Origin of the sequence: Zobellella denitrificans, from assembly GCF_002237365.1 — a bacterium.
GTDB classification, from domain to species: Bacteria; Pseudomonadota; Gammaproteobacteria; order Enterobacterales; family Aeromonadaceae; genus Oceanimonas; species Oceanimonas denitrificans.
On the sequence record NZ_NMUO01000009.1, the window covers coordinates 46,408 to 67,804 of the forward strand.

26 protein-coding genes are annotated in these 21,397 nt (G+C 64.3%); 19 read left to right on the forward strand and 7 right to left on the reverse strand.

The window, feature by feature from the left end:
• The first annotated feature begins 9 nt into the window (after positions 1-9).
• Positions 10-525: a flavodoxin FldB gene (gene fldB / locus CGX12_RS03660; protein WP_094038540.1), complete on the forward strand. Its 516-nt coding sequence runs from the start codon at positions 10-12 to the stop codon at positions 523-525.
• A gap of 77 nt (positions 526-602) precedes the next feature.
• Here fldB and CGX12_RS03665 read toward each other — a convergent pair whose 3' ends face one another.
• From CGX12_RS03665 to CGX12_RS03675, 3 genes are all read right to left on the reverse strand, one after another.
• Positions 603-977, reverse strand: a complete 375-nt coding sequence (locus tag CGX12_RS03665; protein ID WP_094038541.1) for a DUF6746 family protein — start codon at positions 975-977, stop codon at positions 603-605.
• 190 nt (positions 978-1,167) lie between these two features.
• Positions 1,168-2,472: a branched-chain amino acid transport system II carrier protein gene (gene brnQ / locus CGX12_RS03670; RefSeq protein ID WP_094038542.1), complete on the reverse strand. Its 1,305-nt coding sequence runs from the start codon at positions 2,470-2,472 to the stop codon at positions 1,168-1,170.
• Between the two features lie 164 nt (positions 2,473-2,636).
• On the reverse strand, positions 2,637-3,344 hold the full coding sequence (locus tag CGX12_RS03675) for a tRNA1(Val) (adenine(37)-N6)-methyltransferase (protein ID WP_094038543.1): 708 nt from the start codon (positions 3,342-3,344) through the stop codon (positions 2,637-2,639).
• Positions 3,345-3,415: 71 nt separating this feature from the next.
• On the opposite strand from CGX12_RS03675, the gene srmB reads away from it, so the two are divergent.
• Entirely contained in the window at positions 3,416-4,711 is a 1,296-nt protein-coding gene (gene srmB / locus CGX12_RS03680; protein WP_094038544.1) for an ATP-dependent RNA helicase SrmB, read from the forward strand.
• 166 nt (positions 4,712-4,877) lie between these two features.
• Here the strand turns inward: srmB and yaaA are convergent, their stop codons facing one another.
• Genes yaaA through CGX12_RS03695 form a run of 3 tightly spaced genes read right to left on the reverse strand, consistent with a single transcriptional unit; the run spans position 4,878 to position 7,822 of the window.
• Complete coding sequence (gene yaaA / locus CGX12_RS03685) at positions 4,878-5,651, reverse strand: peroxide stress protein YaaA (protein WP_094038545.1); 774 nt, start codon at positions 5,649-5,651, stop codon at positions 4,878-4,880.
• Positions 5,652-5,660: 9 nt separating this feature from the next.
• Complete coding sequence (locus tag CGX12_RS03690; RefSeq protein ID WP_094038546.1) at positions 5,661-6,770, reverse strand: PilT/PilU family type 4a pilus ATPase; 1,110 nt, start codon at positions 6,768-6,770, stop codon at positions 5,661-5,663.
• A gap of 14 nt (positions 6,771-6,784) precedes the next feature.
• Positions 6,785-7,822: a type IV pilus twitching motility protein PilT gene (locus CGX12_RS03695; protein ID WP_438273030.1), complete on the reverse strand. Its 1,038-nt coding sequence runs from the start codon at positions 7,820-7,822 to the stop codon at positions 6,785-6,787.
• Between the two features lie 31 nt (positions 7,823-7,853).
• Between CGX12_RS03695 and CGX12_RS03700 the strand changes: the two genes are divergently transcribed.
• The 10 genes from CGX12_RS03700 (at position 7,854) to mutT (ending at position 13,962) form a co-directional block, all read left to right on the forward strand.
• The gene (locus CGX12_RS03700; RefSeq protein WP_094038548.1) at positions 7,854-8,546 is read left to right on the forward strand and encodes a YggS family pyridoxal phosphate-dependent enzyme; all 693 of its coding nucleotides are present in this window, start codon (positions 7,854-7,856) and stop codon (positions 8,544-8,546) included.
• 10 nt (positions 8,547-8,556) lie between these two features.
• Positions 8,557-9,381, forward strand: coding sequence for a pyrroline-5-carboxylate reductase (gene proC / locus CGX12_RS03705; protein ID WP_094038549.1), 825 nt, complete (start codon positions 8,557-8,559; stop codon positions 9,379-9,381).
• Positions 9,382-9,390: 9 nt separating this feature from the next.
• On the forward strand, positions 9,391-9,942 hold the full coding sequence (locus CGX12_RS03710) for a YggT family protein (RefSeq protein WP_094038550.1): 552 nt from the start codon (positions 9,391-9,393) through the stop codon (positions 9,940-9,942).
• Complete coding sequence (locus tag CGX12_RS03715) at positions 9,927-10,241, forward strand: DUF167 family protein (RefSeq protein ID WP_094038551.1); 315 nt, start codon at positions 9,927-9,929, stop codon at positions 10,239-10,241. The genes CGX12_RS03710 and CGX12_RS03715 overlap by 16 nt, the downstream gene beginning before the upstream one ends.
• A 37-nt stretch (positions 10,242-10,278) precedes the next feature.
• A complete protein-coding gene (locus CGX12_RS03720; protein WP_094038552.1) occupies positions 10,279-10,692 on the forward strand; it encodes a DUF4426 domain-containing protein in 414 nt (137 codons plus the stop codon).
• Positions 10,693-10,834: 142 nt separating this feature from the next.
• Positions 10,835-11,434, forward strand: coding sequence for an RdgB/HAM1 family non-canonical purine NTP pyrophosphatase (gene rdgB, locus CGX12_RS03725; protein ID WP_094038553.1), 600 nt, complete (start codon positions 10,835-10,837; stop codon positions 11,432-11,434).
• Entirely contained in the window at positions 11,434-12,579 is a 1,146-nt protein-coding gene (gene hemW, locus CGX12_RS03730) for a radical SAM family heme chaperone HemW (RefSeq protein WP_094038554.1), read from the forward strand. The genes rdgB and hemW overlap by 1 nt, the downstream gene beginning before the upstream one ends.
• A gap of 51 nt (positions 12,580-12,630) precedes the next feature.
• Positions 12,631-13,365: a cell division protein ZapD gene (zapD, locus tag CGX12_RS03735; RefSeq protein WP_094038555.1), complete on the forward strand. Its 735-nt coding sequence runs from the start codon at positions 12,631-12,633 to the stop codon at positions 13,363-13,365.
• Positions 13,362-13,553: a DNA gyrase inhibitor YacG gene (yacG, locus tag CGX12_RS03740; protein ID WP_094038556.1), complete on the forward strand. Its 192-nt coding sequence runs from the start codon at positions 13,362-13,364 to the stop codon at positions 13,551-13,553. The genes zapD and yacG overlap by 4 nt, the downstream gene beginning before the upstream one ends.
• Complete coding sequence (mutT, locus tag CGX12_RS03745; RefSeq protein ID WP_094038557.1) at positions 13,543-13,962, forward strand: 8-oxo-dGTP diphosphatase MutT; 420 nt, start codon at positions 13,543-13,545, stop codon at positions 13,960-13,962. The genes yacG and mutT overlap by 11 nt, the downstream gene beginning before the upstream one ends.
• Before the next feature lie 36 nt (positions 13,963-13,998).
• Here mutT and CGX12_RS03750 read toward each other — a convergent pair whose 3' ends face one another.
• The gene (locus CGX12_RS03750; RefSeq protein ID WP_198401791.1) at positions 13,999-14,736 is read right to left on the reverse strand and encodes a FadR/GntR family transcriptional regulator; all 738 of its coding nucleotides are present in this window, start codon (positions 14,734-14,736) and stop codon (positions 13,999-14,001) included.
• Positions 14,737-15,002: 266 nt separating this feature from the next.
• On the opposite strand from CGX12_RS03750, the gene CGX12_RS03755 reads away from it, so the two are divergent.
• The 7 genes from CGX12_RS03755 to CGX12_RS03785 all read left to right on the forward strand — a co-directional run.
• The gene (locus CGX12_RS03755; RefSeq protein ID WP_094038558.1) at positions 15,003-15,974 is read left to right on the forward strand and encodes a TRAP transporter substrate-binding protein; all 972 of its coding nucleotides are present in this window, start codon (positions 15,003-15,005) and stop codon (positions 15,972-15,974) included.
• A 66-nt stretch (positions 15,975-16,040) separates the two neighbouring features.
• Positions 16,041-16,598: a TRAP transporter small permease gene (locus tag CGX12_RS03760; RefSeq protein WP_217898113.1), complete on the forward strand. Its 558-nt coding sequence runs from the start codon at positions 16,041-16,043 to the stop codon at positions 16,596-16,598.
• Positions 16,595-17,881 (forward strand): TRAP transporter large permease, encoded by a 1,287-nt coding sequence (locus tag CGX12_RS03765; RefSeq protein ID WP_094038559.1) that lies wholly within the window; start codon positions 16,595-16,597, stop codon positions 17,879-17,881. Before CGX12_RS03760 ends, CGX12_RS03765 begins: the two co-directional genes overlap by 4 nt.
• A gap of 2 nt (positions 17,882-17,883) precedes the next feature.
• Positions 17,884-18,909 (forward strand): 4-hydroxythreonine-4-phosphate dehydrogenase PdxA, encoded by a 1,026-nt coding sequence (locus tag CGX12_RS03770; RefSeq protein ID WP_094038560.1) that lies wholly within the window; start codon positions 17,884-17,886, stop codon positions 18,907-18,909.
• Between the two features lie 119 nt (positions 18,910-19,028).
• Positions 19,029-20,201, forward strand: coding sequence for an L-rhamnonate dehydratase (locus CGX12_RS03775; protein WP_094038561.1), 1,173 nt, complete (start codon positions 19,029-19,031; stop codon positions 20,199-20,201).
• 5 nt (positions 20,202-20,206) lie between these two features.
• Complete coding sequence (araD1, locus tag CGX12_RS03780) at positions 20,207-21,202, forward strand: AraD1 family protein (protein WP_094038562.1); 996 nt, start codon at positions 20,207-20,209, stop codon at positions 21,200-21,202.
• A 9-nt stretch (positions 21,203-21,211) separates the two neighbouring features.
• Positions 21,212-21,397 (forward strand): hypothetical protein (locus CGX12_RS03785; protein ID WP_217898114.1); only part of this gene is annotated, 186 nt, incomplete at its 3' end.

Below are 21,397 nucleotides of genomic sequence, written 5' to 3' on the forward strand. Positions count from 1 at the left end.
CGGAACCCCATGAATATCGGTCTCTTTTACGGCTCCACCACCTGCTATACCGAGATGGCCGCCGAGAAAATCCGCGACCAGCTCGGCGCCGAGCTGGTCGATCTGCATAATATCAAGGATGTGCCGCTCAAGCGCGCCGAAGACTATCCCATTCTGATCTTCGGCATCTCCACCTGGGATTTCGGCGAGTTGCAGGAAGACTGGGAATCCCACTGGGACGAGGTGGACGAGCTGGATCTGGACGGCCGGGTGGTGGCGCTGTTCGGCATGGGCGATCAGCTCGGCTACGGCGAATGGTTCCAGGATGCGCTCGGCCTGCTGCACGACAAGGTCGCCGCCCGCGGCGCCACCCTGGTCGGCTACTGGCCCAACCAGGGCTACGAGTTCGAGGCCTCCAAGGCGCTCACCGACGACGGCCGTTACTTTGTCGGCCTGTCCCTGGACGAGGCCAACCAGTACGACGACACCGATGCCCGCATCCAGGCCTGGGTGGCCCAGATCCTGGAAGAAATCGCGGCTCTGTGAGCCGCCGTTACCCGCGCTCCGTCCGCGGGTAACGCCTCTCTTAATCTTTTATTCCACGTCCTGCCTCAGACCTCCGTTCAGGGGATCAGGGTGCGGGATACCGCCAGATAGGCCTCGCCCCTGTCCTTGACCAGCTGCGGCTGGTTGGTCTCGGAGGCGACATGCACCTCCTCCAGGGTCTGTGCCAGGGCTGCGGTTTCTTCATTGATTTTGGCCAGGGCGTTTTCCAGGGTGTAGGTGAGCTGGTGCACCTCGCTCAGGGCCGCCGGTGTCAGCTCTCCCGCCAGCAGTTCGGCCAGCTTGGCGTTGTACTCGGAGAAGTTGGTCACCGCCTGCTCCAGAGTCTCGGCGGGCTCTCCCTGGTAATGGTCCGGGCGCGTCTCGGCCTGAACATGGGCCGCCAACAGCAGGGTCAGGGCGGAAAAAAGGGACAGCGGAAGGGATTTCATCATGGTTTCCTCGCGTTTGAGTGGAAGGTCCCCATCAAGCTAAATCAAACGATAACCATTATCAATTTTATCCGCATAATGCTTGATCGGGATCAAACGACGACTTTTCCGACCGGTTGTCCTGCCTTGCTTGCCAAAGCAAAAGGGGCGGCTCGATGCCGCCCCTTGGGATCCAGGGTTAACCCTCGCCGGCTCAGGCCAGGGCTTCTTCCCGGGCCTTGCCGATCACCAGGCCGGCCAGGGCGGCGACGGCGGTGGGCAGCACCCAGGCCATGCCGACGCCGAACAGCGGCAGGAAACCAAACAGGCTCATGTTCAGGCCGGCGGCCTGCAGGCCGTCGAGCAGGCCGAACACAAAGGAAACCCCGATGATCAGGCGGAAGGCGAACACCGGCGACTTCATCAGCGGCCGCAGATAGGTCGCCAGCACCAGGGCGATCGCCACCGGATACAGGGCCACCAGGATCGGGATGGACACGCTGATCAGGGTGTTCAGGCCCACATTGGCCACCAGCATGCAGGCCAGGGCGATCAGCACCACCCAACGGCGATAGCTGCCCTTGCCGGTCAGGTTGTGGAAATAATCGGCACAGGAGGAGATCAGGCCCACTGCGGTGGTCAGGCAGGCCAGGGTGACGATGCCCGCCAGTATCCACAGGCCGGGGGTGCCGAACAGGGCCAGTACATAGGCGCTGATGATCTCGCCGCCGTTGCTGGCGGACTCCACCACGCCCAGGCTGGTGCCGCCCAGGATGAACAGGGAAATGTAGACGAAACCCAGGCCGGCGGCGGCGATCAGCGCCGCCAGGGTCAGGTAGCGGGACTGGGCGCGGGTATCGGTCACGCCTTTCTTGCGCAGCACGTCCAGGATCAGGATGGCAAACAGCAGGGACGCGAAGGTGTCCATGGTGTTATAGCCTTCGATAAAGCCCTTCACGAACGGCTGGCTCATATAGGCTTCGGCCACCTCGGGCTGGGAGCCCTGGGGATTGACGAAGACGGCGATGGCCAGCACCACCAGCAGCACCAGCAGCACCGGGGTCAGCAGCTTGCCCACCGCTTCCAGCAGCCGGCCCTGGCTGAGGGAGAGCAGCAGCGCCACCCCGAAGAACACCAGGGTATAGAGGGTGAGGCTGGCCTGGCCCGGATTGTCGAGGAAGGGTTTGATCCCCATCTCGAAGGCCACCAGGCCGGTACGGGGGGCGGCGAAGGCCGGGCCTATGATGATGAAAATGGCGCACGCCATGACCGTCACCACCAGCGGCGGCAGGTAGCGTCCCATGGTGGGCAGGCCACCACCGGCCAGGGCGGCGGCGACCAGGCCCGCCAGGGGCAGGCCCACGGCGGTGATCAAAAAGCCGAACATGGCACTGGTCAGGTTTTCACCGGCCAGGAAGCCGGCCAGGGGCGGGAAGATGATATTACCGGCGCCCAGGAAGAAGGCGAAGGGCATGAACCCCAGGCCCAGGATGTCAAAGGTGGATAAGGATCTGTTCACAGCAAACCTCGTTGCGGTTGCCCGCACTGTGCCAGCTTCGTTTGGAAACTAAGCGAGATGACGATACGACATGCTGCCAGCAAAGAATTGTAAAATACTAAAAACTGGCGAACGTCGAGCTGGCGAGTAGCATAATGATGTGAAAATCAGATTCAAGGCGAAATTTACATCTTCAAATAGAAGGGCGAGACCATTCCCTTATATATGTCGCCATGGTCATTATTTACAGTATTAATGATAATTTCACCCCACTTTAAACAGTGTTTGATTCTGCAAAAGTGCAATAAAAAACGACCAGGCTTTTTTCCCTCGCGGGTCACGACATCCCGCCTTTCGGCAAGATGAAAGCCGAGAGACTCCGCCTGCAGCATGGCCTCCTCCAATGCCTGCACCGGCAAAACCAGGGATAATCCACCATCTTCACCGAGCAAACGTTTGGCATGAGTGAACAGCTCGGCCAGGGTCAGGCTGCCGGTATGGCGGGCGCTGGCCCGGGCCTGGCAATCGAAGCGCTGGCCGTGGCCGAAATAGGGCGGGGTGGACACGATAAGATCGAAGGGCGAAGCCTCGAACGCCTGCAGGCTGCCCTGGACAATATCGACCCGCTCCGGCCAGGGGGAGGCGGCCACGTTCTCCGCCGCCTGGGCGGCGGCGGCCTGGTCCAGTTCCAGCCCGGTGATCCTCACCCCGGGATCGCCGCGCTGGGCCAGCATCAGTGCCACCAGGCCGGAGCCGGTGCCCACGTCCAGGATGCGGCGGGCCCGCCCCAGGGGCGCCCAGGCCCCGAGCAGGATGCCGTCGGTGCCCACCTTCATGGCGCAACGATCGTGATCGACATGGAATTGCTTGAAGGTGAAACCGCGACTGCTCATGACTTATCCTGACAGGTTTTTTTATCCGAGTTCGCCTATAATACCCGCCTTTTAGGCTGACGAGATCGATCATGAGCAGTATGAGCTTCGAGCAACTGGAACTGGATCCCATTCTGGTCCGCGCCCTGGCACGCATGGGCTATGCCAGACCCACCACCATTCAGAGCCAGGTCATCCCCGAAGCCATGAACGGACGGGACATCATGGCCTCGGCCCCCACCGGCACCGGCAAGACCGCCGCCTTCCTGTTGCCGGTCTGCCAGCACCTGCTGGATTTTCCCCGTCGCCAGGCCGGCCCGGCCCGGGCCCTGATCCTCACCCCCACCCGCGAGCTGGCCAAGCAGATCGCCGACGACGCCAAGGCTCTGCTCAAGGACACCGGCCTGCGGGTCGAGACCATCACCGGCGGGGTGGACAGCGAAAAGCACCTGCCCGCCCTGACCAAGACCACCGACATAGTGGTGGCCACCCCGGGCCGGCTGCTGCAATACATAGAAGAAGAGTCCTTCGACAGCCGGGACATCGAGATCCTGATCCTGGACGAGGCGGATCGCATGCTCGACATGGGCTTTATCGGGGATGTGGACCGCATCGCCGCCGAGGCCCGCTGGCGCCGCCAGACCATGCTGTTTTCCGCCACCCTGGAAGGCCGTGGCCTGATGAAGTTCGCCGCCGACATCCTCAAGGAGCCGGTGGAGCTGTCCGCCGAGCCGCCGCGCAGCGAACGCAAGAAGATCAACCAGTGGCTGCACCTGGCGGACAACCCCGAGCACAAGTTCGCCCTGCTGGTCCACCTGCTGCGCCAGCCGGACGTGACCCGCAGCATCGTCTTCGTGAAAACCCGGGAGCGGTTGATGGAGCTGGCCAGCCGGCTGCAACAGGAAGGGCTGGACAACGCCTGGCTGCGCGGCGAAATGGATCAGGACAAGCGCTTCGAGGCGCTGCGCCGCTTTCGCAACGGCAAGGTCAATATCCTGGTGGCCACCGACGTGGCGGCCCGGGGCATCGATCTGCCCGAGGTCAGCCACGTGATCAACTTTGACATGCCACGCACCGCCGACGTCTATGTGCACCGCATCGGCCGCACCGGCCGGGCCGGCCGCAAGGGCACCGCCATCAGCCTGGTGGAAGCCCACGACATGCCGATGGTGGTGAAAGTGGAGCGCTACACCGACCAGAAGCTCAAGCGCCGGATCATCGACGAGCTGCGCCCCAGGCACAAGGAAGCCAGCGTGGCGCCGCGCAAGAAAAAAGAAGCCGACAGCAAGGTGAAAAAGGCCGAGCAACCCAAGCAGAAGAAACGGCTGCGGGATCAGAAGGCCAAGGGCAAACCCAAGTGGGCGAGGGAGAAAAAAGCCGACCAGTAACGGCTCGGGCCGCGGCCGGCGCGGTACCGATGGCGCCAGGCCGGCCTGGCGCCAATAAAAAACCGGCCCTGGAGCCGGTCAAAATGAAGAAGAGTATCTGAAAATTCAGTAGACACGCCTAGTAAGAGGGCGGCCGGAGCAAAAGGTTCCGGCCGCTTTTTATTTTTTATTGCTCTTCCCGCTTGAACACCAGCTCGGTCGGGCTGGACTCGGCCTCGACGAAGTAATAGCCGGCGCTGTCGAAGGCGGTCAGCTGGCTCACCTCGGTCAGCCGGTGTTCGATGATGTAGCGGGCCATCATGCCTCTCGCCTTCTTGGCATAGAAACTGATCACCTTGTACTGGCCATTCTTGCCGTCCTTGAACACCGGGGTGACGATCTGCCCGTCCAGCCGCTTCGGTTTCACCGCCTTGAAGTACTCGTTGGACGCCAGGTTGATCAACACGTTGTCGCCCTGCTCCGCCAGGGCCTGGTTGAGCTTGTCGGTGATGAGGTCGCCCCAGAACTGGTACAGATCCCGTCCCCGCTCGTTGTCGAGCCGGGTGCCCATCTCCAGCCGGTAGGGCTGCATCAGATCCAGCGGCCGAAGCACCCCGTAAAGGCCGGACAGCATGCGCAGGTGGCGTTGGGCGAAGGCGAAGTCGTCCGCGTTCAGGGTCTCGGCGTCCAGCCCGGTATAGACGTCGCCCTTGAACGCCAGTATCGCCTGCTTGGCGTTGGCCGGACTGAAATCCGGCTGCCAGTCGGCGAAACGGGCGGCGTTGAGCCCCGCCAGCTTGTCGCTGATGCTCATCAGCTTGCCGATCTCGGCCGGGCTCAGCCGACGGGCCCGGGTGATCAGCTCAGCGGCATGATCCAGCAGTTCGGGCAGGCTGTATTCGCCAATCACCGGCGGCGTGTCGTAATCCAGGGTCTTGGCGGGGGAAACCACTATCAGCATGAGGGTCCTCTAAGATTCTATCGTCACGTTATCGAGCATGCCCGCATCCAGTCCGCCACCGCCATGCAGCTTGATCATCAGCCGCAGGTCGTTGGGCGAGTCGGCATAGGCCAGGGCTTCGGTGTAGCCTATATGGTGCTGGGCATAGAGGTCAAACAGCGCCTGATCGAAGGTCTGCATGCCGAGCTCCCGGGACTTGGCCATGACCTCCTTGAGCCGGTGCATCTCGCCCTTGCGGATCAGATCCGCCACCAGGGGACTATTGAGCAGTACCTCGAAGGCACCCCGGCGGTGCTTGCCGTCGCGGGTGGGGATCAGTTGCTGGGCCACGATCGCCTTGAGGTTGAACGACAGATCGAACAGCAACTGGCGGTGCTTGCTTTCCGGCACCAGGTGCATGATCCGGTCCAGCGCCTGGTTGGCGTTGTTGGCGTGCAGGGTGGCCATGCACAGATGGCCGGTCTCGGCGAAGGCCAGGGCGAACCCCATGGTCTCCTCCGAGCGGATCTCGCCGATCAGGATCACGTCCGGCGCCTGGCGCAGGGAGCTTTTCAGGGCGGCGTCGAAGGACTCGGTGTCGATGCCCACCTCCCGCTGGGTCACGATGGACTGGCCATGCTGATGAAGGTATTCCACCGGATCCTCGATGGTGAGGATATGGCCGCCCGCATGGCGGTTGCGGTGACCTATCATGGCCGCCTGGGTGGTGGACTTGCCGGTGCCGGTGCCCCCTACGAACAGCACCAGGCCACGCTTGGTCATGGCCACCTCGCGCAACACCTCGGGCAGGTACAACTCCTCGAAGGTGGGGATGCGGCTTTCGATGCGCCGGATGACCATGCCCGCCTTTTCCTGTTGCCAGAAGGCACTCACCCGGAAGCGGCCGGCCTGCTCGTCGGTAATGGCGAAGTTGGCCTCCTTGTGGCGGTGGAAACGCTCCCGCCAGTCATCGTTCATGCAGGACTCCACCAGCGCCAGGGCCTGAGCCTCGGTCAGCGGCTCCCCACCGAGCGGTTGCAGCCGTCCCTGGGTCTTGATGGTGGGGGCTATGCCCACCGAGATATACATGTCCGAAGCCTGCTGTTCCAGCATGGCCTTGAGCAAGGGGGTCAGTTCCATGTCACCTCCGGTTGTCAGATACTCTGGGGATCCACTGCCTTGGCCCGGGCGTCCACCGGCGCCACCATGCCGCTGCTGACCAGCAGCTTGAGGCATTGATCCATGGTCTGCATGCCGTGCGCCATGCCGGTCTGGATCACCGAGTACATCTGGGCCACCTTGTCCTCGCGGATCAGGTTGCGGATCGCCGGTGTGCCCAGCATGATCTCGTGGGCGGCAACCCGGCCGCCGTTCACCTTCTTGAGCAGGGTCTGGGAGATCACCGCACGCAGGGATTCGGAAAGCATGGAGCGTACCATGTCCTTCTCGGCCCCGGGAAAGACGTCGATGATGCGGTCTATGGTCTTGGCCGCCGAGGAGGTATGCAGGGTACCGAACACCAGGTGGCCGGTTTCGGCGGCGGTGAGCGCCAGGCGGATAGTTTCCAGATCCCGCAGTTCTCCCACCAGTATGATGTCGGGATCCTCCCGCAGCGCCGAGCGCAGGGCGTTGCTGAAGGAATGGGTGTCCCGGTGCACTTCCCGCTGGTTGACCAGGCACTTTTTGTTGCCGTGCACGAATTCGATGGGGTCTTCGATGGTGAGGATATGCTTGTTGAAACTCTCGTTGATGTGGTCGATCATCGCCGCCAGGGTGGTGGACTTGCCCGAGCCGGTGGGGCCGGTGACCAGCACCAGGCCGCGCGGGTACTCGGCGATGCGGCGGAAGATATCGGGCGCTCCCAGCTGTTCCAGGTTCCATACCTCGCTCGGGATCACCCGAAAAGCCGCCGCCGCGCCGCGCGACTGATGGTAGGCATTCACCCGGAAGCGGGCCAGGCCCGGCAACTCGAAGGAAAAGTCGACCTCGAAGTTTTCTTCCAGCTCCTTGCGCTGGCGATCGTTCATGATGTCGTACACCAAACGGTGCACGTCCCTGTGCTCCAGTACCGGCAGGTTGATCTTGCGCACCTCCCCGTCCACCCGGATCAGCGGCTGCACCCCGGCGGACAGGTGCAGATCCGATGCATTATGCTTTACACTAAACGCCAAAAGTTCCGTAATATCCATAATAAACTCTCCGTCGCCCCTGGTTACTTATTATATGAATACTATCGTACAGCACCTGACAGAGGTTCACGACAGAATCGCCGCCGCCGCCGGCGCCTGTGGCCGCCGCGAGCACGACATTCAGCTGCTGGCAGTCAGCAAGACCAAGCCCGTCGCCGATATCGAAGCCGCCTACGCCGCCGGCCAGCGCCAGTTCGGTGAAAACTATGTGCAGGAGGCGGTCGACAAGATAATGGCGCTGAAAACCCGCTGTCCGGAGATCAGCTGGCATTTGATTGGCCCGCTGCAATCCAACAAGAGCCGGCTGGTGGCCGAGCATTTCGACTGGGTGCAGACGGTGGACCGGCTCAAAATCGCCCAGCGGCTCAGCGATCAGCGCCCGGTGCACATGCGCCCGCTCAACATCTGCCTGCAGGTCAACGTGAGCGGCGAGGCCAGCAAATCCGGCCTGGCACCGGATGAGGTGGAATCCCTGGCGGAACAGGTCAGCGCCTTGCCGGGCCTGTGCCTGCGCGGCCTGATGACCATCCCCGAGGACACCGGGGATGAGCAGCGGCTCGGGACACAATTGCTAGAGTTGAAGCAACTCTTTGATAGAATGGCGGAAAAATACCCCCAGCTGGACACCCTGTCGATGGGGATGAGCAACGATTTAGAACTCGCAGTGGCCTGTGGCAGTACCCTGGTAAGGGTTGGCACGGCTATATTTGGCTCTCGCAACCCTTGAGTGATCATTGATGGAACACAGAAAACTCGCCTTTATCGGTGCGGGCAACATGTCTCGCAGCCTGATCGCCGGGCTGATCAAGTCGGGTTACCCGGCCGATCTGATCCTGGCCGCCAATCCCTCCCGCCCCAAGCTGGACGCCCTCGCCGCCGACTTCGGCATCCGCACCACCCAGGACAACCTGGAAGCCGCCGGCTGGGCCCAGGCCCTGGTGCTGGCGGTCAAGCCCCAGATGATGGCCGCCATGCTGGCGGAGCTGGTACAGGCCGGCGCCAACTTCAAGGGCAAGCTGCTGATCTCCATCGCCGCCGGCGTCAGTGTGACCCGGCTGGAGCAGATGGCCGGCGGCCACGACAACCTGATCCGCACCATGCCCAATACCCCCTCCCTGCTGGGCTTGGGCATGACCGGTCTCTACGCCAGGTCCCATGTGAGCCAGGTCGATCGGGACTACTGCGGCCAGATGATGGCCGCGGTGGGCAAGATCCTCTGGGTGGCCGAGGAGGATGGCATCAACCAGGTGATCGCCGCCGCCGGCAGCGCGCCGGCCTATTTCTTCCTCTTTATGGAGGCCATGGCGGCGGAGGCTGAAAAACAGGGGTTTTCCGCCGAGGAAGCCCGCCTGCTGGTGCAACAGAGCGCCCTGGGCGCCGCCCAGATGGTGGCCGCCAATCCCGGGCTGACCCTGGCCGAGCTTCGCGCCCAGGTCACCTCCAAGGGGGGGACCACCGCCGAAGCCATTCGCCGTTTCCAGGAAGGGGGACTGGAGCATCTGGTGGCCGAGGCCATGGCCGCCGCCGTCGCCCGTGCCCGGGAACTGGAAACCCAGCTCTAAGGAATAATAATGAACACAGCCTATTACCTGATTAATACCCTCTTCGACCTTTACCTTATGGTGGTGCTGTTGCGCATCTGGCTGCAGTGGGTGCGGGCCGACTTCTACAACCCCTTCAGCCAGTTCGTGGTCAAGGCCACCAATCCGCCGCTGATGCCACTGCGCCGCTTCATTCCCGGTTTCTTCGGCATCGACTTCGCCGCCGTGGTGCTGGCGGTGCTGGTGGCCACCGCCAAGCTGCTGCTGTTCAAGGCCATGAACCTGCTCTACGCGGACTGGAGCACGGTGGTGCTGGTCGGCCTGATCACGGTGCTGAAGAAGGCCGGTGTCATGCTGTTCTGGATCCTGATCGTCCGCGCCCTGATGAGCTGGGTCAGCCAGGGCCGCAGCCAGATAGAATATGTGCTGCACCAGCTCACCGAGCCGCTGCTGGCCCCCCTGCGCCGCATCATTCCACCCATGGGCGGCCTGGATCTGTCGATACTGGTGGCCTTTATCGCCCTGCAGGCGCTGAACTGGCTGCTTGGGGACCTGATTGGGCCACTATGGTGGCAGCTGTGACCCAGGCGGTCCGGCTGGAGCAGGACCGGCTCTATCTCAGCCTGTACCTGCAGCCCAAGTCCAGCCGGGATCAGTTCCTCGGCCTGCACGGCGACGAACTCCGCCTGGCCATCACGGCGCCGCCGGTGGATGGCCAGGCCAATGCCCACCTGCAAAAATGGCTGGCCAAACAGTGCCGGGTGCCCAAGTCCCGGGTGGTGCTGCTGGCCGGCGAGACCAGCCGCCACAAGAAGCTGGTGATCGAGTCCCCCCGGGAAATCCCGCCGGCACTGGCGGAACTCCTGGCCAAGCCGGCCTAAACTAACAATAACGCTCCCAGCCATGTAAGGATTTGCCATGTTCAAAATCATCCTCTCCGCCCTGACACTGCTGTTTGCCTCCCAGGTGACCGGTGCCGAAACCCGGGTCGGCAAGTGGACGGTGCATTACAGCGCCTTCGCCTCCACCTTCCTCACCCCGGAAGTGGCGCGCAGCTACAACATAGAACGCAGCCGCTTCAACGGCCTGGTCAACATAGCGGTGACCGACGCCAATGGCGTTACCCAGCAGGTGAACCTGAGCGGCGAAGGCAAGACCCTGCTCGGCACCGTGCGCCGGCTGAACTTCCAGACGGTGCGGGAAGGCGACTCCATCTACTACATCGCCGAGTACCCCTACCGCAACGAAGACAACGTACTGTTCACCATCGATATCCAGGGCCCGCAGCAGGGCGGCCAGTTCTCCTTCCGCCATACCTTCTATACCGACTAAGGTCTTGCCGGTGAGGCTTCAGGGGTGAGGCGAGAGGGAACCACGTCTCACTCCTTTCCCCTCACTCCTCACTACCTCCCCCTCACTTCTGGCGGTCACGGTGTTATCATGGCCGCCAACGGTATCCCGACAGGAACACAAGGTGAGCAAACAAATCGTCCTGGCTTCCGGCAACGCCAAGAAAGTTGCCGAACTGCAAAGCCTGCTCGGCGGGCTTGGTATGAAGGTGGTGCCCCAGAGTGAATTCGGCGTGGCGGACGCAGACGAAACCGGCACCACCTTCGTGGAAAACGCCATCATCAAGGCCAGGCACGCGGCGCGCGCAACCGGCCTGCCCGCCATCGCCGACGACTCCGGCCTGACGGTGGACGCCCTCGACGGCCGCCCCGGTGTCTATTCCGCCCGCTTCGCCGGCCCCGCCGCCACCGACGAGCAAAATGTGGCGCAGCTGCTGGCCGATCTGGAAGGGCTGCCCAGCGGTCTTCGCAAAGCCACCTTCTGGTGCGTGCTGGTCTACCTGCGCCACGCGGACGACCCCACCCCGCTTATCTGCACCGGCCACTGGAGCGGCGCCATCACCGAGGCCCCCCGGGGCGAGGGCGGCTTCGGCTACGATCCCGTCTTCCTGGTGCCCGGGGCCGGCAAGACCGCCGCCGAGCTGAGCCCGGAAGAAAAAAACCGCCTGAGCCACCGAGGCAAGGCCCTGCGCCAGTTGCAGGCGCTGCTGCACGAGGAAGCCTGATGCTGCAACTGCCGCCGCTCAGCCTCTATGTGCATATACCCTGGTGCGTGCAGAAGTGCCCCTACTGCGACTTCAACTCCCACGCCCTGAAGGACGCCATCCCCGAACAGGCCTATGTGGACGCCCTGCTCGACGATCTGCGCCAGGATCTGCACCTGGTGCAGGGGCGACGGCTGCACAGCATCTTCATCGGTGGCGGCACCCCCAGCCTGCTCAGCCCCGAGGCCATCGCCCGGCTGCTGGCCGGCGTGGCGCAACTGGTCCCCTTCGAGGCAGATATCGAAATCACCCTGGAGGCCAACCCGGGCACGGTGGAAGCCGGCCGCTTCCGCGGCTTTCGGGAAGCCGGCGTCAACCGCATCTCTATCGGCGTGCAGAGCTTCCAGCCGGACCAGCTCGCCCGCCTGGGCCGCATCCACGACCCGGAGCAGGCCCGCTTCGCCGCCCGGGAGGCGGCGAGCGTGGGGCTCAGGACCTTCAACCTGGATCTGATGCACGGCCTGCCCGAACAGCGCCCGGAAGACGCCCTCCAGGATCTGGAGCAGGCGCTCGCACTGGCGCCGCCGCACCTGTCCTGGTACCAGCTCACCATAGAGCCCAACACCCCCTTCGCCTCGCGCCCGCCGGCCCTGCCGGAAGACGAGGTGCTGGCCGACATCTACGAGCAGGGCCACGCCCTGCTGCTGGCCCGGGGCTACCGCCAGTACGAGGTGTCCGCCTACGCCAGACCCGGCCATGAGGCCAGGCACAACCTCAACTACTGGCGCTTCGGCGACTACCTGGGCATCGGCTGCGGCGCCCACGGCAAGGTCACCCTGCCGCTCGAGGGCAAGCTGGTGCGCACCGTCAAGGTCAAGCACCCCAAGGGCTACCTGGAGCCGGGACGCCCCTATCTGGACCAGTACTGGCCGGTGGCGCCGCAGGATCTGTCGCTGGAATACTTCATGAACCGGCTGCGCCTGTTCGAGCCCATCCCCCGGGACGAATTCACCCGGCTGACCGGCCTGGCCCCCGAACGCCTGTCTGCGCCGCTGTCGGAGGCGATGCGGCTGGAACTGCTGGTCGAAGACGAACAACACTGGCGGGTCACGCCCCTGGGGCGCCGTTTCCTGAACCGGCTGCTCGATTTGTTTATCACCGACTGATGCGGGTAAACTTGCCCCCATTACCGCCGTCACTCTGCAGGCCGGAGCCTTATGTCATCACTGGTTTATGAATTCCCCCTCAACGAGAAGTGCCGCAACTACCTGCGCCTGAACGAACTGCAGCAGCAGATCCGCCTGTGCCGGGAGCTCTCGGCCCCCGGCCAGGCCACCGCCCTGTTCAAGGCGCTGCTGGACATCATGGAGCTGCTGGAGCGTTGCGATGTCCGCAGCGATCTGGCCAAGGATCTGGAGGCCCAGCGGGGCAGGCTGGCCGCCTGGTCCCAGGTGCCGGGGGTGGACGCCGCCGCCCTGGCCCAGCTGGAAGGCCAGCTGGAGCAACTGGCCCAGCAGTTGCCCCGGGCGGCCCGCCTGGGCCAGCAGCTGCGGGAGGACAAGCTGCTCGCCGCCGTGCGCAGCCGTTTCGCCATTCCCGGCGGCCTCTGCCCCTTCGACGTGCCCCAGCTGCACTACTGGCTGAACCTGCCGGTGGTGCGCCAGCAACAGGACATCGACGGCTGGCAGTCCCTGCTGCAATTGCTGCAGCAGGGGCTGGAACTGCTGCTGACCCTGTGGCGGGAAGCCGGCCAGTTCCGCGCCCAGCAGGCGGTGGGCGGCTTTTTCCAGGACGGCGCCGAGTTCACCGAGATGATCCGCCTGCGGCTGCCGGCCGAGCTCGCCGTCTATCCGGTGGTCAGCGGCAACAAGTACCGCTTCACCATCCGTTTTATGCCGGTCGGCAATCACGATCCCGGCAATGTCGACTTCGAACTGGCCAATATCAAATGAGCACCATCACCACAGTCCCCTGCCCCACCTGCGGCACCCCCGTGGAATGGGGCGAGCAGAGCCCCTACCGCCCCTTCTGCAGCAAGCGCTGCCAGTTGATCGATCTCGGCGAGTGGGCCGACGAGGAAAAGCGCATTCCCGGCGATCCCGCCTGGCTGCCGGAGCAGGACGATGAAAATGAATACTGAGGCCGGCCTGAAGAAAAGCGTGCTGGTGGCGGTGGGCGTGATCGAGAACGGCGCCGGCGACATCTTTATCTGCCGGCGCGGTGAAAGCCAGCACCAGGCCTGCAAGTGGGAGTTCCCGGGCGGCAAGGTGGAAGCCGGCGAGACCGTGCCCCAGGCCCTGGCCCGCGAGCTGGAAGAGGAGATCGGCATCCGGGTGGCGAGCTGCCAACCCTTTATGCGCATCGAGCACGACTACGGCGACAAGCAGGTGATCCTGGATATCCGCAAGGTCACCGCCTTCGAGGGCGAAGCCCACGGCCGCGAAGGCCAGCCCAGCCGCTGGGTGCCCATCCCGGAGCTGCATCGCTACGACTTTCCCGCCGCCAACGCCCCCATCGTTCACAAGTTGCAGCTGGAAGCCGAAGGCTAGAAGCAATATACCCACCCCACACCCGGGCCGGCTCTCTCAGCCCGGCATTTTCTCCCGGGTGGTGTTGTAGACGCTGGTCAGGTGGCCGAGCATGGCCTGCTCGGCGGCGGCGCCGTCGCCCCGGGCCAGGGCCTCGACGATCTGGCAGTGTTCAGCATAGCTGCGGGCGATGGCGCCCGGCTCCAGCATCACGCTGCGGCGGATATTGAGCCCGTACGAATACAACTCCTCCGAATACTTGAGCAGCAGCTCGTTGCCCGCGTACTCGGCGATCAGCTTGTGGAAATTCTTGTCCGACAGCTGGAAGTGCACCGGATTGTCGAACATCCCGGCCTGGGCCTCCAGCATCCTGCGCAGCTTGTCGAGCCCCTCCTGGTCGATGCGCGCCGCCGCCTTGCGGGCGATGGCCGCCTCGATCAACTGCCGGCTCTCGAACACCGTATCGATATCGTACTGGTTGACCTCAACCGGGCTCATATGGGCATAACTGTCGTGAAAACGCGCCAGTTGGGCCTCCCCCGCGGTGATCCGGGTCTTGCTGCCGTGGGAGACCGAGATCAGGCCATAGGCCGCCACCAGCCGCAGCGCCCCGCGCACCGTTTCCCGGCTCACCCCAAACAGCTGGGACAGCTCCCGCTCGCTCGGCAGCACGTCGTTGTCGCGCAGCAGGCCGGTGACGATCATCTCGATGATCTTCTCCGCCAGAATGTCTTTCTTGGTCTTGTTCTCCAGGGTCTGCTCAAAGGCAAACACCGTCTCCTGTGCCATCGTCATGGGCGCCTCCGCCAGCTAAACTGGACTAAATACTAGACCTCTCGAATCACCTTAGCAAGACATCACAGATTTTCACAAACAAAATCAAAACATCACGACACAAAAGATTAACAAATCCGCTTGACACTTCACCGCGCGGCTGACTAAATTGAATGCCAACTGGTACGGTAAACCAACCAGCATACCAGTTAAGGTTTTCAAGCGAACGAGAGTAGGACACGCCTCCCTGCCGGGCCACCCCCGCAGGCACCACAAGGAACCATGCCATGCTTAAGACACTGCTTACCGCCTCCGCCCTGACCCTGGCGCTGACCGCCCCCCAGGCCCACGCCGAGAAAATCGTGTTCGCCATCGGCGGCAGCCCCCAGAGCCTGCAGGGACAAACCGCCAGGCTGTTCGCCGACAGGCTGCAGGAGCGGCTCGGCGACGCCCACCAGGTGGAGTACTACGACAGCGCCCAGCTCGGCGACGAACGCCAGCTGGTGCAAAAGATGCGCCTGGGCACCGTGAACCTGGCGGCCATCTCCTCCATCATGTCGTCCATCTCCGACGACTTTGCCCTGTTCGATCTGCCCTTCCTGGTGCAGGACAGGGACCACCTGATGAAGATCGACGAGCAGATAGTAATGACCGAGCTGGCCGCCTCCGCCGAGGCCCGCGGCCTCAAGGTGCTGTCCACCTGGGAGAACGGCTTTCGCCAGATCACCAACAACGACAGGCCCATCAATACCCCTGAGGATCTGAAAGGCCTCAAGATCCGCACCCCCCAGAGCGAGTGGCGCACCCTGATGTTCACCCAGTGGGGCTCCAATCCGACCCCCATGGCCTTCTCCGAGCTGTTCGTCGGCCTGCAGACCGGGGTGGTGGACGGCCAGGAAAATCCGCTCACCAATATCGAGGGCGCCAAGCTCAACGAGGTGCAGAAATTCCTGTCGATCACCGATCACGTCTATTCCCCCATCTGGCTGGTAGCCGGCATAAACGGCTGGAACAAGCTGCCGGCAGAGGTGCAGGCCGCCATCCGCGAGACCGCCCGGGAAGCCCAGCAGTGGTCCCTGGACGAAGGCGAGCGGATGGACAAGGACTTGCTCGACGCCTTTGCCGCCGCCGGCATGGCGGTGAACCACGCCGACAAGGCCGCCTTTATGGCCGCCAGCCAGCCGGTGTACGACCGCTTCGCCGAGCAGGTCGGCAACGGCAAGCAACTGGTCGACAAGGCCATCGCTCTGGGGAACTAAGCCATGCCACGAACCCTGACCCAAGGTGCCGCCCCGGCGGCACCCCATCCCCTCCAAGGCAAAGCCATGACCTCCTTGTTCGGCGTCCTGAAAACCTGGCTGGAGCGGGGCCTGGAAGTGTTCACCATCGGCCTGCTGCTGGCCCTGACCACCATAGTGGTGGCGGCGGTGTTCTTCCGCGCCGTCGGCAGCTCCATCATCTGGTATGACGAGGTGGCCTCCATCGGCCTGGCCTGGCTCAGCTTCTACGGTGCCAGCCTGGCCGCGCTCAAGCGGGCGCACATGGGCTTTCCCGGCCTGGTCACCGCCGCCCCTCTGGCCCTGCGCAGCCTGCTGTTCGTGCTGAGCGAAGTCATCGTCATCGGCTTCTTCGCCATCATGGGCTGGTTCGGCTACCAGGTGCTGGAGGTCTTGGCCTGGGATCGCATGGTCTCCCTGCCCGGCATCACCATGGACGTCACCCAGTCGGTCATTCCGGTCAGCGCCGCCCTCTTCATCCTGTGCGAGCTGGTCAGCCTGCCCGCCGCCTGGCAGAAGATGCGCAGCGGCATCGACCCCGAACACGAAGCCATCGACGAAGCCATCCGCCTGGCCGAGGAAGATCTGAAGGAGAGCAAGTCATGATGCTGCTGATTGTGATACTGGCGCTGTTCGCCCTGGTGCTGATCAACGTGCCCATCGCCGTGGCCATCGGCGTGGTGGCGGTGGTCGGCGTCTGGTCCACCATGGGCTGGGACGCCTTGGTCAACGCTCCCCTCACCCTGTTCAACGGCGCCACCAGCTTTCCGCTGATCGCCATTCCGCTGTTCATCTTCGCCGGCGCCCTGATGAACACCTCGGGCCTGTCCAAGCGGCTGATCAACCTGGTCAGCGCCATCGTCGGCTTCGTGCGCGGCGGCCTGGCCATGGTCAACGTGGGGGTCTCCCTGTTCTTCGCCGAGATCTCCGGCTCGGCGGTGGCGGACGTGGCCGCGACCGGCTCCATCCTTATTCCCGAGATGAAGAAGCGCAAGTACAACAAGAACTTCGCCGCCGCCATCACCTCGTCGTCCGCCTCGCTGGCGATCATCATCCCGCCCTCGATCCCGATGATCCTCTACGGCGCCATCTCCAACACCTCGGTGATCAAGCTGTTCGTGGCCGGCATCATCCCGGGCCTGCTCGGCGCCGCCATGCTGGCCGGTTTCTGCTACTACTACGCGGTGAAATACGACCTGCCCCGGGAAGAGGCCTTCTCCCTGAGCCGGCTGGGCAAGGCCTTCAAAGAGGCCTTCTGGGCACTGCTGCTGCCGATCATCATCCTCGGCGGCATCTTCGGCGGCTTCGTCACCGCCACCGAGGGCGCGGGCATCGCCGTGCTGGCGGCCATCGTCATCGGCGGCTGCATCTACCGGGAGTTCAACCTGAAGCTGCTGTACCGGGCGGTGCTCGACGGCGTGGTGCAGACCTCGGTGGTGATGCTGCTGGTGGCCACCTCCGCCATCCTCGGCCTCTTCCTCACCGAGATGCAGCTGCCGCAGCAACTGGCCCGCCAGATCCTGGCCATCACGTCCGAGCCGGTGCTGGTGCTGGCCCTGCTCAACGTGCTGCTGCTGCTGCTCGGCATGTTCCTGCACGGGGCCGCCGCCATCATACTGGTGGTGCCCATCGTCATGCCGCTGGTGCAGCAGATCGGCATCGACCCCATCCACTTCGGCATCATCGTCACCCTCAACCTGGCCATCGGCCAGCAGACCCCGCCGGTCGCCTCGGTGCTGGCCACCTCCTGCTCCATCGCCAAGGCTGACATGTGGGACGTGACCCGGGTCAACCTGCCGATGATCCTGGTGCTCTTCCTCATCCTGATGCTGGTGACCTATGTGCCCTTCATCCCCATGGGCCTGGTCGAATACATGTACGGAGCCTGAACATGACTGAACTGAAACCCGTAGTGGCCCTGACCCTGGGCGATGCCGCCGGCATCGGCGCCGAACTGATCGCCAGGCTGCTGGCCGAGCCCGGCGTCGGCGAGCAGGCCCGCATCGTGCTGGTGGCCGACGAATGGCAGTGGCAACAGGGCCAGCAGCTGGCCGGCACCGATCACCAACTGCCGGTGGTGGCCCGCGTCGAGGAGGTCCACGACCACCCGGGCCCGGTGCTGCTGAAGGTGGACACCCTGGCGCCGGCGCAGGCCCGCTACGCCGAGGTGAGCGGGGCCTGCGGCGCCTCCACCCTGGAGATACTGCGGCTGTGCCTGGACGCGGCCCAGGCCGGCGAGGTGGACGCCATCTGCTTCGCGCCGCTCAACAAGCACGCCATGAAGCTGGGCGGGCTCCAGCACGAGGACGAGCTGCACTTCTTCGCGGAATACCTGGGGGTGGAGGGCTACTTCTGCGAGTTCAACACCCTGGGGCACCTGTGGACCTCGCGCATCTCCTCCCATGTGCCGCTGAAGGACGCGGCACAATATGTGACCAAAGAGCGCATCGTCGCGGCCAGCAAGTTGATCCATGAAGCCCTGCTCCTCGCCGGCTTCGAATCGCCCCGGGTGGCGGTGGCCGCCTTCAACCCCCACGCCGGCGAGGGCGGCACCTGCGGCCGGGAGGAGATCGACGTCATCGCCCCGGCGGTGGCCCAGTGCCAGGCCGAGGGCTACCCGGTGAGCGGCCCCTACCCGGCGGACACCCTGTTCATCCGCGCCCGGGACGGTGACTTCGACGCCGTGGTCACCATGTACCACGACCAGGGCCAGATCGCCATCAAGCTGCTCGGCTTTTCCCAGGGGGTGACGGTGCAGGGCGGCCTGCCCATCCCCATCACCACCCCGGCCCACGGCACCGCCTTCGACATCGCCGGCCAGGGCAAGGCCCGGGTGGGGCCGACCCGCAACGCCTTCGGCATCGCCTGCCGCATGGGGCTGGCCAGGCGGCGACGGACCCTGGCCGCCACCGGCTAAGGCACAGCACGGCTAACAAAGAGACGGCGCGGGTCCGGAAACGGACCCGTACGGGAGAGCTTTGCCCGAACAAACTTGCAAACAATATTCAAGCAATTGTTTTATAAGGAATTAATTATATGAAAATCACCAATGTACGCGCCCGGGTATTCGAATGGAAAGGCCACACGGTGCCGCCCCAGCCCCACTTCTGCTCCAACGCCATGGATCTGCTGTGGGACAAGGGCGACTCCATGGGCACCTTCCGCTTCCACGGCTGGACCGTGGTGGAAGTGGAGACCGACGACGGCCTGGTGGGCATCGGCAACGTGGCCCTGGCGCCGCGCATCGCCAAGGCCATCATCGACCAGTACCTGGCCCCGCTGGTGCTGGGCCACGACCCCTTCGACTACGAATACCTGTGGCAGCGCATGTACCGCTCCACCCACGCCTGGGGCCGCAAGGGCGTGGCCATGGCCGCCATTTCCGCCATCGACATCGCGCTCTGGGATCTGATGGGCAAGGCCACCGGACGGCCGGTGTTCAAGCTGCTGGGCGGCCGCACCAAGGAGAAGATCCCCTGCTACGCCTCCAAGCTCTACCGCACCGACCTCGGCGAGATGCAGGCCGAGGCCCAGCGCTACCTGGATCAGGGCTTCACGTCCATGAAGATGCGCTTCGGCTACGGCCCCAAGGACGGCCCCGAAGGCATGCGCAAGAACCTGGACAGCGTGGCGGCGGTGCGCGAGGTGATAGGGCCGGACGTGGATCTGATGCTGGAGTGCTACATGGGCTGGAACCTGGAATATGCCAAGCGCATGCTGCCGAAGCTTGAGAAGTTCGAGCCGCGCTGGCTGGAAGAGCCGGTGCTCGCCGATGACATCGACGGCTACGCCGAGCTGAACCGGCTGACCGCCATTCCCATCTCCGGCGGCGAGCACGAGTTCACCAGCCACGGCTTCCGCCAGTTGCTCGACAAGCGGGCGGTGTCGGTGATCCAGTACGACACCAACCGGGTCGGCGGCATCACGGCGGCGCACAAGATCAACGCCCTGGCGGAAGTGTACGGGGTGCCGGTGATCCCCCACGCCGGCCAGATGCACAACTACCACCTGACCATGTCCACCCTGGCCTCGCCCATGTCCGAATACTTCCCGGTGCACGAGGTCGAGGTGGGCAACGAGCTGTTCTACTACATCTTCGAGGGCGACCCCACGCCGGAAAACGGCTTTATCGACCTCGACGAACACAAGCCCGGCCTGGGACTCAGCCTGTCCCAGCGTTACCTCGACCAGTTCAACATCGTGGAGTGAAGGCCATGCGTTTGATCCAATTTGAGCACCAGGGCCGGCTGGCCGTCGGCCTGGTGGAAGACGAGCAACACATCCGCCTGATCGAGCTGGCCGGCGGCACCTACCAACTGGCCAAGGACGCCCTGGCCCATGGCCGTTCCCTGGCGGAGGAAGCCCTGCTGCGCGCCGGCGACACCCGCCTCGACTATGAGCAGCTGGTGCGCGAGGGCCGGCTGCGGGTGCCCCTCTGCCACCCGGATCCGGCCCACTGCCTGGTCACCGGCACCGGCCTGACCCACCTGGGCAGCGCCGACACCCGCGCCGCCATGCACGCCAAACTGGCGGCCGGGGAGGAGACGCTGACCGACTCGATGAAGATGTTCAAGCTGGGGCTGGAAGGCGGCAAGCCCGCCGCCGGCACCGAAGGGGCCCAGCCCGAGTGGTTCTACAAGGGCGACGGCGGCATCCTGGTGCATCCGGAGGCGCCGCTGCCGGTGCCCGCCTTCGCCCGGGACGCGGGGGAAGAGCCGGAGCTGGTGGGCCTCTACCTGATCGACGACCGGGGCCGGCCCTGGCGCCTGGGCTACGCGGTGGGCAACGAGTTCTCCGATCACGTCACCGAAAAGGCCAACTACCTGTGGCTGGCCCACTCCAAGCTGCGCGCCTGCAGCTTCGGTCCCGAGCTGCGGCTGGATCCGCTGCCCGCCCGGCTCGAGGGCGAGAGCCGGATCCTGCGCGACGGCGAGCTGCTGTGGCACAAGCCCTTCGTCACCGGCGAGGAGAACATGGCCCACAGCTTCGCCAACCTGGAGCACCACCACTTCAAGTACGCCCAGTTCCGCCGCCCCGGCGACGTGCACGTGCACTTCTTCGGCACCTCGACCCTGAGCTTCGGCGACGGCATCCAGACCCGGGACGGCGATCGGTTCGAAATCCAGCTGCCCGCCTTCGGCCGCCCGCTGCGCAACCCCCTGGCCTGGCAACAGGAAGCGCCGCTCGCCACCGTTTACCACTGGAATTGAGGAACAGACATGACCCTGACCGCACAACTGCTGCTGGCCGGCCGCCCGGTGGCCGGCGAGGGCGAGCCCATTTACGGCATCAACCCGGCCACCAATGAGCGGCTTTCACCCGGCTATGCTGGTGCCAGCCCGGCCCAGGTGGCCGAGGCCTGCGCCCTGGCCGAGGCCGCCTTCGAGCCCTACCGCCACCGCGCC